This window comes from Cytophaga sp. FL35, assembly GCF_014349235.1.
Lineage (GTDB): Bacteria > Bacteroidota > Bacteroidia > Flavobacteriales > Flavobacteriaceae > Euzebyella.
Genome location: NZ_JACSOH010000027.1, coordinates 1 through 15,233 on the forward strand (window position 1 = coordinate 1; position 15,233 = coordinate 15,233).

General features: G+C 43.0%; 10 protein-coding genes. All 10 read right to left on the minus strand.

What is annotated here, in order from left to right:
• Window positions 1–390: 390 nt before the first annotated feature.
• Window positions 391–1,653 (minus strand): glycoside hydrolase family 88/105 protein, encoded by a 1,263-nt coding sequence (locus tag BIZ36_RS17205; RefSeq protein WP_187459131.1) that lies wholly within the window; start codon window positions 1,651–1,653, stop codon window positions 391–393.
• A gap of 62 nt (window positions 1,654–1,715) precedes the next feature.
• The gene (locus BIZ36_RS17210) at window positions 1,716–2,291 is read right to left on the minus strand and encodes a gluconate 2-dehydrogenase subunit 3 family protein (protein WP_187459132.1); all 576 of its coding nucleotides are present in this window, start codon (window positions 2,289–2,291) and stop codon (window positions 1,716–1,718) included.
• A gap of 3 nt (window positions 2,292–2,294) precedes the next feature.
• Window positions 2,295–3,992: a GMC oxidoreductase gene (locus BIZ36_RS17215; RefSeq protein ID WP_187459133.1), complete on the minus strand. Its 1,698-nt coding sequence runs from the start codon at window positions 3,990–3,992 to the stop codon at window positions 2,295–2,297.
• Between the two features lie 11 nt (window positions 3,993–4,003).
• Complete coding sequence (locus BIZ36_RS17220) at window positions 4,004–4,846, minus strand: sialate O-acetylesterase (RefSeq protein WP_187459134.1); 843 nt, start codon at window positions 4,844–4,846, stop codon at window positions 4,004–4,006.
• Window positions 4,847–4,853: 7 nt separating this feature from the next.
• A complete protein-coding gene (locus BIZ36_RS17225; protein WP_187459135.1) occupies window positions 4,854–5,504 on the minus strand; it encodes an SGNH/GDSL hydrolase family protein in 651 nt (216 codons plus the stop codon).
• A 76-nt stretch (window positions 5,505–5,580) separates the two neighbouring features.
• The gene (locus tag BIZ36_RS17230) at window positions 5,581–7,014 is read right to left on the minus strand and encodes a carbon starvation CstA family protein (protein ID WP_187459136.1); all 1,434 of its coding nucleotides are present in this window, start codon (window positions 7,012–7,014) and stop codon (window positions 5,581–5,583) included.
• 8 nt (window positions 7,015–7,022) lie between these two features.
• A complete protein-coding gene (locus tag BIZ36_RS17235; protein ID WP_187459137.1) occupies window positions 7,023–8,720 on the minus strand; it encodes an FAD-dependent oxidoreductase in 1,698 nt (565 codons plus the stop codon).
• Window positions 8,721–8,746: 26 nt separating this feature from the next.
• The gene (locus BIZ36_RS17240; RefSeq protein WP_187459138.1) at window positions 8,747–10,279 is read right to left on the minus strand and encodes a sulfatase family protein; all 1,533 of its coding nucleotides are present in this window, start codon (window positions 10,277–10,279) and stop codon (window positions 8,747–8,749) included.
• Between the two features lie 111 nt (window positions 10,280–10,390).
• Window positions 10,391–11,872, minus strand: a complete 1,482-nt coding sequence (locus tag BIZ36_RS17245) for a RagB/SusD family nutrient uptake outer membrane protein (RefSeq protein WP_187459139.1) — start codon at window positions 11,870–11,872, stop codon at window positions 10,391–10,393.
• 23 nt (window positions 11,873–11,895) lie between these two features.
• Entirely contained in the window at window positions 11,896–15,195 is a 3,300-nt protein-coding gene (locus BIZ36_RS17250; RefSeq protein ID WP_187459140.1) for a TonB-dependent receptor, read from the minus strand.
• Window positions 15,196–15,233 lie beyond the last annotated feature (38 nt).

Here is a 15,233-nt window from a genome sequence, read left to right on the forward strand (position 1 = left end):
TTCAAATAATTAAATTAGACTATCTGATAAAAACGGAATTACCAAAAACCCTTTAAAATATATAGTTCACATAAGATTTCAGGCATGTTGTAAAATATCAAAAATCTAAAGTTTCAAGTCCCATCTCGAGTACAGAAAAACCCTCTTAATCCTTCGATTTTGAGGGTTTTTTATTGATTTATAATTTTTTGGCAACCCCAAAGGCTTCTACCACCGATTTTAAGCGAATACAGCCCATGAATTCTCCCAGAACATAAATAAATATCCCGGCCTATCCAAAATGGAGGAAGATGGAGAAATATTAAAGAATTGTACGGAAGGGTTTAATAGGTACCGCTAAAGTATGATTAGCTGCAAATATTCTTATCATTACAGCAATGCTCAAATTTTCTACCAGTTAAACTCAATACCACTTCGGTATAATTTGATTACCTCGCAACCGGCCAATAAGGTTGCTCCCAACCCGTGGATATCATTCAAAGGTGTAGGCCTATTAGCATAATAAAAAGTAGCCGTGCTAATACCGGTACCCATACAAATTCCTTCCACCTGCCCATCGGCCAAAATTTTAGAGGATACTCCCTCCCATCCCTGTGCCGCTATATAGGCGTATCGGGAGTCCAACCATCCTTCATTAATGGCTTTTGCAACAGCGTACGTGAAAATAGCCGTTGCCGAAGTTTCCAGATAACTGTTCTCCCGATCAAGTAATTGATGCCACAGTCCCGAACCATCCTGATAGCGACTAAGACCCACAATTTGCCGGATTAAAAGCTCTATTAATTCTTGGCGGCGCGGATAGTTGGCCGGTAGTTGGTCCAGCAATTCAATCTGTGCCATAATAATCCAACCGTTACAACGGCCCCAATGAGCTACACCATTTTGCTTAATATCATCATACCAGGCATGATAAAAAAGGTTTGTTTTAGGATTCCAGAGATGCTTGTTGAACAAGACTACCTGCTCGGCTGCTTCATCAAAATACTTTTGCTCTCCTGTAAGTGCTCCCATTCGCGCCAGAAAAGGAACACTCATATAGAGGTCGTCTCCCCAAACCGTCATATCGGACGGAAACGTGCGTGCATAAGTCCCATCATCCAACCGCTTTTCCTTGGTCAAAATGTAGGTAGCCGCACTGTCCAAATATTTACGATAACGCTCTTGGGGCGCTATTTCATGAACCGCCAATACGGATGCGGCCATAGCGCCCACATCATCTAGCAATGACATTCGGAATTTTTGTTCCATCCCGGTTTTTTGGTTTTGGGAACCGTACAGTTTTTGAAAGAATGTGTCATGGTCAAAGACAAAATTCACATTTTGTTTAGCGTAATCTATATATTGATCATCCTTTAGCTCCTCACCCATAGCCATAAAACCTATATTCAATACCCCATTCCAGTACTTCCATTCATTATAGGGGCTTTCTACCACGTAACCCGCTTTTAGAGGCAGTTTTTTTGAGTCTTTGAAAGTTTTGCCCGTTTCCTTGTCAACGATTGTAAAGCTGGTGTTCTGAACAATGTTCCCAGCAACGTTCCGCAATACCCGCTCAATATCCTGAACAGGGTCTGGGTGGCTTTTTTGTCCCTGCGTCGTAAAACTGATCAAACAAATTACCATAATAAAAAAGAGGTTGGTCGCGTTCTTCATAGGTTAGTATAAAAAAGGGTTGTATAATATTATATTAAGTGGCCAAGGGTCGTTCTTGACCATTACCCTAGCGGCTTCTGCCCCGGTTTTAAGGGAATACAGCCCGTAAATCCTCCCGGAACGGGATTATAGATCCTGGCCTTGGTGGAACCTATTTCCGAACTGAAATACCCAGACAACGTCAAACTTCTGTAAAGGCTATAAAAATGGTCATCGGTGGGCAATCCTGCCGCCTTTTGTTGCCCATAAGCAAAAGCTTCATTGTGATAGTTTTTGAGCAGAAATTCCTTTTTTTCTTTTTCAAGAGATCCAAAATCCGACTTAAATAGTTCAAAGGCATCCGCATCTATGCGGTTGAGTCCGTTGAGCATCAATTCTTTGTCGTCTTCCTTTAGCATATCGGAATACATCATGAACATGTATTCCCCAGTCTTTGCCGCCTTGGCTCCCGGCACCTCGTCTTTTCCTGGTAAAATGGCATCGGCAATGTCATTTAGAAGGGGAACATCCTTTTCGGTCACTGTTTCCCTTGGTACTGGCGGTACGGGTTCACATCCGCTGACCAAAAAGGCGGGGGCAGTGGTGACCGTACCCACGGCCAAGGAACCTGACAATCTTAAAAAATCCTTTCTTTTCATCACTTACAGGTTTTGTTTGTTCAACTCTTTTACCGCAAAATCGACGGCCCTTGCAGTCAAGGCCATATAGGTCAGGGAAGGGTTTTGGCAGGCACTGGAAGTCATACAGGCACCGTCCGTTACAAAGAGGTTGGGCGTGCCCCACACCTGGTTGTTACCATTAAGGACCGAGGTCTTTGGGTCCCGGCCCATACGAGCAGTTCCCATTTCATGAATGTTGAGCCCAAAATTACGTCTCTCACCCATATCCCTAACATTCTTGAACCCGAGCGTATCCAACATTTCCATGGCGGCGTTCACCATGTCCTTTTGCATGTTAAGCTCGTTTTCCCGGTACTGGGCATCGATTTGTAATAACGGCATGCCCCAGGCATCTTTTTGATCCTTGCTCAAGGTCACTTTGTTCTCTTTGTAGGGCAAGCACTCCCCCATTCCCAACATGTTCCATTTCCAAGGACCTACCTGCAACAGGTTGTCCATAAGGGCATCGCCCATTAAAAAGCGTTGCTCCGGCGTACCGGCAGTTCTAAAACCGCCACAGGAATAGGCGAATCCCCTCAAATAATCTTTTTGCTTGTCTCCCTTATAATTTCGGAAGCGTGGCAAATAAGTACTGGTAGGCCTCTTGCCTTCGTAGTACTTGTCCTCAAAACCTACCCAATCGCCTTGAACTCGAGCATTATAATTGTGGTCCATCAAATTTTCGCCCAATACACCGCTGTCGTTGCCCAGACCTTCTGGATATCTTTCTGAAATGGAGTTCATCAAGACCAAAGTGGAGTTAAGGGTGGCTGCGTTCAGGAAAACGATTTTGGCGTAGTACTCCCTAATTTCCTTCGTAATGGCATCCACTACCCGAACCCCAGTGGCTTTGCTGGTTACCGGGTCTATGAGAATGGAATGTACAACGGCATGGGTTTTCAGCTCTAAATTTCCGGTTTCCCTCGCTGCAGGCAAAGTTGCCGAATTGGAACTAAAATAACCTCCTAGCGGACAACCGCGTTTACACAGATTACGATGTTGGCAAGGGCCCCTACCCTTTTTACCTTCGGTAAGGTTGGCGGTGCGGGAAATGACCAGGTCACGATCAGGAAATTTCTTTTTCAATTCCCCTTTAAAATGGGTCTCCAAGCAGTTCATATCCATGGGGGGCAGGAATTCCCCATCGGGTATTTGCTCCAAACCGTCTCGGTTACCACTTATCCCCGCAAACTTCTCCACATAACTGTACCATGGTTCCAAATCTTTATAGCGAATGGGCCAATCCACCGCTATGCCTTCCTTGGCATTGGCCTCAAAATCCAGATCACTCCATCGCTGGGTATGGCGCGCCCACATAAGCGATTTTCCGCCTACCTGATAGCCCTTGATCCAATCAAAAGGTTTCTCCTGAACATAGGGATGGACCGCATCTTTTACGAACAAATCTTCGGTAGCCTCCCTAAAAGCGTAACATCTACTGATAATAGGATTCTCCTTTCGCATCTCAAGCGGAATTTTGTTCCTATGAGGAAAGTCCCAGATAGGCGTATTGGCCGTTTTATAATCAATTACGTGCTCTAGGTTCCTCCCTCGCTCTAGTACCAAGGTCTTGAGCCCTTTTTCGCAAAGTTCCTTGGCCGCCCATCCTCCGCTAATTCCAGAGCCAATAACAATGGCGTCATAGGTATTGGCTTTTTTATCCGCTCCGTTAATATTCATATGCTTTTGATTTACTCCAAAATGGAATTCAACATTTTTCCTAATCGCTTGCCCACTTCAATCTGGCCTGGTGTATTGTAATGTAAATTGTCTTCCCGTTTGCTAATACCCTCCAGACTCACTATGTTTACGTTTGGCAAGGCCGATGTCATTTTTGATTGTGCCTCCATCACCGCTAGAGCTGCAGGATATCTTTCCGCTGGTGGGTTTACTTGTCCAATGATGACAGGAACTTCAGGATTTCCCCCGTCTTTACGGAAGCGATGCAGCAAATTTTTAAACCCTTCAAAATATTCCGCTCCCGCTTGCGGAAAACGCGCATCGGTCTCCCCTTGAATCCACAAAAAGGCGTCCGGTTGTAATTTTCGTCCATCCAACTCCTTAGGTAAGTATTTTAACAGGCTATCATAGAGACTTCCAAATTTTGGATGTCCCATTTCCGCAACCTTAGCCGAATCTTGTTCCGGTAACCAATCGTAAAGGGAAGAACCTCCTACAGCATATTTATAGACCACAAATTCCTGATTGGGGAACTTTTTTTCAAGTTGAAGCATGATGCCCTGTTCAGGACCAAAAGAATGTGACCCAGGTCTTTTCAACCCTGAGCTAAAACCTTGATTTACGTAAGTGATATTCGGATAGGATTCCGGCAAATCGGTATTCGTTCTATTACCACCCCCAACCATATTGCTTTGGCCGGCCAAAACAATCAATTTGGGACTTTTAACAGCACTTATTTCTTTCGAATGACCTATCTCCTTTTTTGTATTATTTTCTTTACAGGCCGATGTTCCCAAAAGGCATACACCCATTCCAACCACAAGAATTTTCAAAACACTTTCTTTCCTCCTCATCAATTGCTTATTCTTTTTCTGATAAAATTTGTCTTAAGTAGGCCGGATAGGTTTCGCCCTCTACTGTGCCTTCTCCTTTAACGTCCAATCCAAAAGTGATGGAATCACCAAAACAGACCACCTTTCCGTTCAGTTGCAATTGCTGGTCATCCAAAGATTTAGCAATAATTTTGGCGATGAACTTGTACCCCTCCGGTGTGGGATGCACCCCATCCCGTTTATTGGAATTTTTTTCGTTCATGATCAATCCATCCTCATTATGGTCCGGGATATTCGCATTTAGAAATGCTTGAAAAACATCTACCAAGTAAACGCCTTCCTGTTTGCTCGATTTTTGCATACAAGTCCTAACGAACTCCAGTTTTTCCCTCGGTGCCTGTTGAAAGTTTTTGGAATTATGGCGCTCAAAAAGGTATATAGAATCCACCGTAGGCGGGGTAACCAAAACTACCGAAGCTCCATTTATCCTTACTTTTTGAATCAACGAATTCAGGTTTTGTCGATACGCTTCGTAAGAGACAAATTTGTTGGAATTGAGCATATCATTGGTACCCACCATCAATAACACCCAATCTGGCTTTTCCTCCAGTACTTGGGGAAGGCGAACCAATAAATCCCTAGTATTGTTTCCGGAAATTCCGGCATTTAATATTTCCATTTGTTGCGCGTTTATTTGAAAGCATAAAATAAGTGGGGCAAATAGCCCTAAAAGCAATTTCCACATCGATTAAGGATTAAGCCATTTGCAATCTTCCCTTGGTAACGTACCATCCAAAAAGCCCAATTACCAATATAGTTATAACGGCCCCACCCCAATAGGCATAGGTATTTTCAATAGAAAAACCTTCGGGGGCAATCAAAATATAGGTACTGCAAACCATGGTCATAAAAATGGCCGGCACCAAGGACACCACATAATTTTTCTTCTCAAAAATGAGATAGGCTGTAATGGTCCAGAGTACTACGGTGGCCAGGGTTTGGTTGCTCCATGCAAAATACCGCCAGATAATTCCAAAATCCACCTGCGTAAGGGCAAAAGCGATGACGAACAATGGCAAGCTTATGTAAAACCTTTTGATATACTTTTTTTGGTCGAGTTGAAAGACATCGGCCAAAATTAGCCTGCACGACCTAAAAGCCGTGTCCCCCGAGGTTATGGGAGCTGCTATAATTCCTAAAACGGCCAAAATCCCACCTACTTGCCCCAGCATGGATAAGGTAATTTCGTTTGCGGCCCAAGCGGCATTATTGTTATTGGCAGCCATGGTGGAATTGAGGGCGCCCACATCCCCAAAACAGACCATAGCGGCAGCCGCCCAAATGAGGGCTACAATACCTTCCGTAATCATAGTACCCGAAAAAATGATCCTCCCGTTGCTTTCATTTCTCATACAACGGGCCATTAGAGGCGATTGTGTGGCATGAAAACCTGAAATGGCCCCACAGGCAATGGTCACGAAAAGCACTGGAAAAATGGGTGTTTCCGTGGGATTGGAGGTCATGTTCCTTAGATTTCCCCAAGTGACTTCTGGTATGGTAAAATCGCCGGTCATTAGAACAACGAACAATCCCAAAGCCATAATCAGCATGGCCAAACCGAAAACCGGGTACAATTTGCCTATCAGTTTATCTATGGGCAGCAACGTAGACAAAAAGTAATAGACCAATATTAGTAGCACCCAAAAAGGCACTCCCATGCTCTCACTGGTCAAACCATCTATAATTTTTGCCGGTCCTACCAGGAAAACCGTCCCCACAAAAATGAGCAGGATGATGGTAAAAGCGCGCATGAGGTGTTTTACCTTGGGTCCTAAATAGATTCCCACGACTTCACTAATGCTTAAACCCTTATGCCTTACGGACAACATCCCCGAAAAATAATCGTGCGTGGCCCCTGCGAAAATACTACCGAGCACGATCCATAAAAATGCGGACGGCCCGAACATAGCGCCTGCAATGGCACCAAAAATGGGACCCAGCCCGGCAATATTCAAAAATTGGATCATAAATACCTTCCAGGTGGGTAAAGGGGTATAGTCTACATCATCCCTAAGTTCATAGGCCGGTGTTTTCTTGTTTTTATCAATACCCAAGACTTTCTCCAAGAATACCCCATACACCAAGTATCCTATGATCAGTACAACTATGGAAAGTAAGAATGAGACCATCTAACTTTTTATTTATCTTTTTTCGGGGCTTCTAACCGTTGCTCTTTTTGCAACAACTCCTTTTGCAAATCTGCATAGGCCACCTCCTGAACAGCTTTACCTTGATCAATGGACAATCCGGCCAAGGCCGCCGCACTTTGACCTAAAATCATAAATACCGGCTCCATACGAATAGATCCAAATGCAATATGGGAACTGGAAACCGCCACGGGTACTATCAAGTTACTTACTTCCTCTTTTTTAGGAAGAATAGTGCCCAGGGCAATTTTATACGGCTCCTTGGCATGTACTCCTATATCCCCTTCATTTTGCACAAAACCTTCCGGAGTAATGTATCGCTGCGTATTATGAGAATCCATGGTATAAGACCCCATTCCTATGGAATTGGGAACTTCACGTTTTCCTAAAATATCGTTCTCCGTCATTACATAATCCCCGATCATTCTGCGTGCTTCCCGTACATAAATTTGGTGCGGCCAATGACCATTGTCCTCAAATTCATCTTTGGCCAAGCCCCATTGTTTAAATTCATTTTGTACCTCTTCAGGAATTCTTTCATCAGTAGCCACAAAATACAAAAGGCCTTTTTGATAATTCTCGTGCTCCTTGATAATCTCGGCACGCCTTTCATAACTCGCCTCCGGATAATCATAGTTCATACCTATAAAATCCGTACTGAATGGTCCATGGTTGTTGGTATCCGTTTTCAGATTGGGAATGGGATCGAATTTTTTAAAGGTCTGGTCCCAACCGGCTTCATATACCCTTGCCAACAATTCATAATTCTCAGGATTGTACCCGTCCGGTTTTTCAAAGGGCACCCTATTTTCTTCCACCTTGGTCAAGCACATCCTAAAATTATAGGCCTGTACCCTTTTGTCTGCCTCCCAACGTTTTCCTGGGTCTTCAGTAGATACTCCATTAACTATCCCACTGCTACTATCGCCGGGAATTTTATATGGACTGATATTCATATCGCCAAAATGATGCTGATGATGTAAAATACCTACTTGCACACCGTTCCACTCCTCGTTATAGGTTTCTCTGGCCTCTCTGCCCACGGTGTAGGTAACCCCTGCGGCCGCCATTAAATCTCCCTCATACGTGGCATCGATAAAAACCTTTCCCCCAAACTTTTTTCCGGATAAGGTCTCTATCCGTGTTATTTTACCATCGTTAAGGGTAACGCCATTGGACCGGTCCAAAAATTCCTCCCGGTAAACGGTAATATCGTTTTCAGTAATAAAATCTTCAAAAACCTGCTCCGCTACGTGCGGTTCAAAAATCCACATAGTTCTATTGGTACCATCAATGGCCGGCGTGCCTTGACCAACATTTCCGTATTCTTCCTTTTTTTGCCACTGCCAAGTTTCATCCTTTTGGTAATACTGATATATTTTTTGATAAAACTCACGTGCCAAACCTCCGATTACTTCTTTATTTCCGGTATCCGTATATCCTAAACCGGAAGAGGACAAACCGCCCAAATGCTTATCCGGTGAAACCACCAATACGGATTTGCCCATTTGCTTTGCTTGAACCGCTGTGGTTACCGCTGCCGAAGTTCCCCCATAAACAATGACATCTGCCGTAAATAGATTTTCCTCTACCACGGTCTTTTCTTCCTTGCAAGCTACTAAAAGCACTGTTAAAGCCGTTAGGGCCAGGAGACGCGAGATTTTTTTATAATATCTTATACTTTTCATTTTTTACTTTTATTGGTATGGTTCGGTTAAAGGTATTGTTGCAATTCATCGTGCATTTCCGCCACTTTTTTCGGATGTTTTTCGGCCAGATTGTTCAATTCGCTGGGATCGTCCTGTAAGTTATACAACTCATAGAAATAATTAACTATACCATCCGTATTACCATCCTTTAAAACAATTAGTTTCCAGTTACCCTTTCTGTAACCAAAGACGTTATTACCAGATTGGATTACCAATGATTTCCTTCCCTCACCTGAACCTTCCAAAGCAGAAAAATGGTTTTCGCCATCCATTTTCATATCCACGGGAAAATTATAATTCAACATGGAAGCTAGACTGGGCAGTACATCGTTCAAGGCAAAAATAGCCTCACTTTTACCTCCTTCAGGAAAACGACCCGGCCATCTGGCAATAAAAGGAGTGCGGACACCACCTTCCCATCCGGTGCGTTTCCACCCTCGGAGTCCACCGTTGGGTATATGTTTAAAATCAGGAGCTTGCAAATCTGGATAGCTATCGCCAACAGTATCCTTATAATGACCAGGAACCCTATTGTTATCATCAGAAGCTGTCATCCCCTTGTAAGTTTCCCTAAAAACGGAACCATTATCACTTGCAAAAAGAACCATAGTATTGTCTTTTAAGCCTCTGTTTTCCAATTCTTTTAGCAATTTACCAATATTAAAATCCAATTCATTCACATAATCCCCGTAAGTACCGGCTTCCGTAGTTCCTAAAAAAGGCTCACTAACGGCCAATGGAACATGTGGCACATAGGGCGCGTAATACAAAAAGAATGGTTCTTGGTTTTTGTTAGATTCCTTTGAAATAAATTCCAAGGAACGATCGGTTATTTCATTTAAAAAGCCATCCATGGGAATAGGCTGTAATTTGTCTGAACCCGGGGCCTTCTCAACCGTGTAATAATCGTGCTCCAAATAGGCTTTTACCTTATCATTTTCAAAAATCCAGCATTCACTGGCGCAACTAAAACCGTACCATTGGTCAAAACCGTGATCGGTAGGACCATCGGAAACAGGCTTGGAAAAATCTAGGTTAGCCCCATTATTAGCTGCATAAAATTTCCCGTAACCCATTGGTTTTTCCCCATCCAAGGTCGGAAAAGTGGTACCTAAATGCCATTTTCCAAATCCGCCCGTACGGTATCCCGATTGCTGAAACATTTCTGCTAAAGTAACCATATCGGCCTCCATCATAGAAGGCTCATAGTTTCTCATTACTCCATGTTTATTCCAACTTCTCCACGGATAAACACCCGTCATTAAGGCATATCTTGATGGTGAACAAACAGAAATAGGGCAATATGCATTGGTGAGCATCATTCCCTCTTTGGCCAATTGGTCAAGATTAGGGGTAGGTATTTTTGAATTAGTATTGTAGGCACCAATATCCCCATAGCCTAAATCGTCTGCCAAGATAAAAATAACATTAGGCTTTGCCGGAGCTTTTTCTTTAGCTTCCTTACAAGAAAAGCTTGCTAAAATGGCAAAAAAAGCAAATGGTAAGAATTTGGTTTTTGGTAGTTGGTAGATTTTCATTGTTTATTTTCAAGCAATTGAATTAAAAGTTAATTCCCCAATAAATAAACCGGACCGACCTTAATTACGGCCCGGCTTATAGAAACTAACATCAACTAACAGTAATCATGATCAATACCCTGGGTTCTGATCGCCAGGACCCATGGCCGGATTATTATTTATTTCATCAATTGGCAAGGGCAGTAAAAGTGATACATCACTCCACGTTTTACCAGTGGCCTCTACAAATTCTTGTGCCCTACCTGTTCTAAGAAGATCGTTCCAGCGTTTCATCTCCAGGTTCATTTCATACACCCTTTCATCCAGTACGGCATTTTTAAAGTCCGTAGCGGACATTCCTGAAGGATAATCCTCCACAGAAGCAGCATTCAAAGGAAAACCATAGCCCCTTCTACGAACAATATTCAATCTCTCCGTTGCCAAAGAAGTTGGCGCCCCACTGGCTTCGGCGGTAGCCTCCGCATAGATTAGGTACATTTCGGGGAGTCTGTAAAACGGAATATTGTTTCTACTCTGTGGCCCACTAGCCGCTCCCGGATCACGATATTTATGAAATAACAAGGGGGAATCCTCGGGTAATTGCTGTACCTCCCCGTTATCGTCTATATATTCCGTATAGAGGCTAAATTGTCTACGTAAATCATTAGTATCCCATGAACCTAATATAGAATTCTGAACAGGCAACCAAGCGTGAAAACCACCAATAGAGAAGCCCGTATTGGCCCTATGAATAAATCTTGGGACGTCCATACCATTGGTCTCCGAATAGTGCGCCGAAAAGATATCTTCGGAATGGGTAACCACTTCAGGACCATAAATATTCATAAAATCATCGGCTACAGCCACCTCCACTAAGGTATAAGGCCCGTTTACAATGATATCATCTGCCGTATCCGCAGCCAATTGCCAGTTTTCTGTATTCAAATAGGCATCTGCCAAGGCAGCCTTGGCCGTCCATGAGGTAGCCCTACCGGAATCTGAATCTGAAAAACTATCGGCCAAATCAGGAATCACCGCATTTAGCTCACTGATGATAAATTCCCAAACCTCGTCTACGGAAGCTCTTGGAGCCGGAATCTGGTCCAAACTGGTAAATTCTTCAGTTCTTAAAGGAACACCGCCCCAATACTTGACCAAGTTCATATAGAAAAAAGCCCTTAAAAAACGCGCTTCGGCCACGTATTGCTTTCGAAGGTCTTCTTTCATATCCTCAATTTTTGCCACATTGGATATGACCGAATTTGCCCTATTTACACCAAGGTAAATATCATTATAAGCTGCAAACACACGCTCTTGGCTGGTATTGTCCAGAGGCCCATCGTAATTACTGAAACCTGCTTGGCTACCTCGTCCGTTTGAATATTCCGCTCTATTTTCCAAGGTGGCCATAAAATAGGTAACCGGGAAATAACGGTCTCCTCCAGAACGAAAGGTTCCGTAAACTGCTGCCAGGGCCGAAAAGGCATCCGTTTCGTTCTTGTAAAAATTCTCTTTTACCAAAAGGCTTTCGGGCTCTTCCATCAAGGCCTCTTCACACGAAGTGAACAGCAGCCCCAAAACCAAACCGCTTATGATGTATATATATTTTTTCATCTCTTTAAATTGTTTTGTAAAAATTAAAGCTTCAGATTCATACCTACCGTAATGGTACGTGAACTTGGGTAAGAGGTCTGTGCAATACCCAGTCTTAGGTCACCGGCACCGCCCCTTGTATTTACATCTGGATCCAAACCTGGAAAATCCGTAACGGTAAATACGTTTTGGGCGCTCAGGTACACTTGCAACCCTGCAATATCCGGTTGAATATTTTTTACCGGGATGTTGTAGGCCAGTTTAATGTTCTTCAACCTTAAATAAGAGGCGTCTTTAACAAAGCGATCGGAAACTCTTAACTGTGCCCTATTTTCACTTGGAGCAGGATAGGCGGCATCCGTATTCTGGGGTGTCCAATAATCATTATAGACATCTACAATTTGGTTACCCCCTGTACTGAAAGAGTTGGCTATATATCCTCCTGTAGCCCAGAACAGTTCATTACCTTCAGAACCTTCAAAGAATAGGTTTAGACTCAACGCCTTGTAATTAAGCGTTGTGTTCAAAGCATAAATAAAATCTGGATATGGCCCTCCTAGAATGGTCTGATCTTCATTGGTTACCTCACCATCCCCATTCAAGTCCTTGTACTGAATAACCCCTTGGTCATCATATCCATCTTCTTGAAAGCCGTAGAACATACCCAACGGTTCACCTTCTCTAGCTATGTTCACCGGAGAGTTGAATGGAATATCCAAAGAACCTCCAAAAATATCCTCTCCAATGGTAATCACCTCATTCTTGTTAAAGGACAACTGTGCATTGACATCCCAAGTAAAATCACTCTTGCCAAAGGTGGCTCCAGCACTAAATTCCATACCTGTATTCTCAATTTCACCCAAGTTGGTTACCAAAGATGTAAAACCTGTTGAACCTGGCAACGGAATTATAGCCAATAAATCGTTGGTGTTTTTCTTGTAGTAATCAATTGTGAAACGGTATTTACCTTCCAAGAAAGAGGCATCAATACCAGCCCCCATTTGTGCGGTAGTTTCCCATTTTAAATCGGGGTTTGGAGCGGAAACATTGGCAAAACCTACTACATCTGAATTACCAAAAGTAGTTCTGGCCTCACCCAACGTATTCAATGATTGGTAAGGATTAATAGCGGTACTACCGGTTTCACCGTAACCTACCCTTAGTTTTAGATCCGAAAGGGATTCCCAATTTGAAAGGAATTCCTCATTGCTCAACCTCCATGCGAAAGACCCTGAGGAGAATACCCCCCATTTGTTGTTATCGCCAAATCGAGAGGAACCATCTGCTCGTACACTAGCAGTAAACAAATATTTGTTATTAAGGCTGTAATTGACCCTCCCTAACCATGAATACAGTTTCCAATCGCTTACGTCACTAGAGTTTGGCAAGGTACTTTCTGCGGTACCCAAAGCGTTATCCTGTAGAATATCCGTAGTAAAGCCTGTTGCACTGGATTCATTAGTTTTACCTCTAAACGTTTGAGCGGTAAAACCTGCCACAGCAGACAACCTATCATCTTCACCAATAGTGGCATCATAGGAAAGGGTATTTTCATTTAGATAGGAAATGCCCCTGAACATATTGAAAGTGGCCGATCCTTGAGGCGTTCTTTTTTTCAAGATGGACGGAGAGTAAAAATTACGCTCCCTAAATTCCTGTTCCGTACCACCCAAAACCTTCAATTTTAAACGGTCTGCCAGTTCAAATTCCACAGCAATATTCCCCAAAACCTTGGAGGTAAAGACTTCATCCTTAACTTCGGCATACAACAATGGGTTATCAATGGAAACCGGGCTAAAATCATAGAAATCAATCTCGCTATAATTTCCATCGGCATCAAAAGGAGCTACTGTTGGTGGTGCCTGTAAGGTAGCCGACCAAATATTGTTTCCGGAATTACCATTGTTTACATTCGCCCTATTGGTCTTGCTACGTGTCAATACCGTATTGGCACTCAATCTGATCCAATCATTTACTTGATTATCCATGGACAATCTTACGGATCCCCTTTTTTGTCCCGTATTCAAGATAATACCCTCTTGCTCAAAATAGTTGGCAGAAGCGGAATAGGAAGAACTTTCACTACCACCGGAAAATGTCAATGTATGGCTTTGGATCGGCGCCGCCCTAAAGGCCTCGTCTTGCCAGTTTGTATAGACATTGGGAAGATTGTTCAAGTCAAAAGGTTCTGTATTTCCCTCATTAACGGCCGCTACGTTCGCTAATTCCGCAAACTGTCGAGAATTGAGCATGTCATAGGTTTTCATCACATTTTGAATACCATAGTAACTCTGTACATCTACCACACCCCTTTGACCTTTTTTACCTTTTTTGGTAGTAATCATGACGACCCCATTGGCGCCCCTAGAACCATATATGGCAGTAGCTGAGGCATCTTTAAGAATATCTATGGACTCAATATCGGAAGGATTTAAAAAATCAATGCCGCCCGTAATAGGAAAACCATCTACTACATAAAGAGGATTGTTATCACCTAAATAAGAATTTCCACCACGTATCTGAATTTGAACCGAAGAACCAGGTTGACCCGAATTCTGGGTAACCCTAACACCGGCAGACCTACCTTTTAAGGCCTGTTGCACATCTGTGGTAGGCAAGGCTGTAATTTCCTCGGCGTCAACCGTGGAAACAGAGCCGGTAAGATCGCTCCTATTAACGGAACCATAACCTACAACTACCACTTCTTCCAAACCTTGGGCACTTTCTTTTAAAGTTACATTTAGTTCAGTGCTATCGCCTACCAATACCTCTTTGGTTTCAAAACCTAGGTAACTGAACACGAGTACCGTTTCCCTTCCGGCAACCGAAATAGAATAATTTCCATCAAAATCGGAAATCTGTCCGTTTCCGGTTCCCTTTTCTACAATGTTTACACCGGCCAACGGCGTACCTGCTTCATCTGTCACAGTTCCGGAAACCTCCAATTGTTGCGGAGGTGCAACCTTGGTTTCCATAGCAGCCCTTTCACCGGCCTTTTTTGGCAACAACAAGATTTTGTCTCTGTAAATTTCATAATCAATAAGGCTTTGCTTAAAAACCATATTCAAGACCCTATTGATTTCTCCGTTGCGAATGCGCAAGCTTAATACCCTATTGGTATTGACAGTTTCTGAGTTAAAGATGAATTTAAAGTCTGTATTCGCTTCAATTTCATCTATGACCCTTGAGAGAGTGACGTTCTCCAAATCAAGGGTTATCTTTTTCTGGGAATAAGTTGAGTTGGCTTGCATCGCAATGGTCACCGTAAGGAGTAATAGCGATAATTTCATCTGTAATTTGAATAGACAGGACGTTCTTCCTGCGGAATTCAACCGTTTTTTCATAATTTTGAATATCTAGAGTGGTTATTATTGATAATCGC

What these genes read in the sequence shown, in the direction of transcription:
- BIZ36_RS17230 (WP_187459136.1), bottom strand. Translation starts at nt 7,014, where the DNA reads ATGGTCTCATTCTTACTTTCCATAGTTGTACTGATCATAGGATACTTG.
- BIZ36_RS17240 (WP_187459138.1), bottom strand. Translation starts at nt 10,279, where the DNA reads ATGAAAATCTACCAACTACCAAAAACCAAATTCTTACCATTTGCTTTT.
- BIZ36_RS17215 (WP_187459133.1), bottom strand. Translation starts at nt 3,992, where the DNA reads ATGAATATTAACGGAGCGGATAAAAAAGCCAATACCTATGACGCCATT.
- BIZ36_RS17225 (WP_187459135.1), bottom strand. Translation starts at nt 5,504, where the DNA reads ATGGAAATATTAAATGCCGGAATTTCCGGAAACAATACTAGGGATTTA.
- BIZ36_RS17205 (WP_187459131.1), bottom strand. Translation starts at nt 1,653, where the DNA reads ATGAAGAACGCGACCAACCTCTTTTTTATTATGGTAATTTGTTTGATC.
- BIZ36_RS17245 (WP_187459139.1), bottom strand. Translation starts at nt 11,872, where the DNA reads ATGAAAAAATATATATACATCATAAGCGGTTTGGTTTTGGGGCTGCTG.
- BIZ36_RS17235 (WP_187459137.1), bottom strand. Translation starts at nt 8,720, where the DNA reads ATGAAAAGTATAAGATATTATAAAAAAATCTCGCGTCTCCTGGCCCTA.
- BIZ36_RS17250 (WP_187459140.1), bottom strand. Translation starts at nt 15,195, where the DNA reads ATGAAAAAACGGTTGAATTCCGCAGGAAGAACGTCCTGTCTATTCAAA.
- BIZ36_RS17210 (WP_187459132.1), bottom strand. Translation starts at nt 2,291, where the DNA reads ATGAAAAGAAAGGATTTTTTAAGATTGTCAGGTTCCTTGGCCGTGGGT.
- BIZ36_RS17220 (WP_187459134.1), bottom strand. Translation starts at nt 4,846, where the DNA reads ATGAGGAGGAAAGAAAGTGTTTTGAAAATTCTTGTGGTTGGAATGGGT.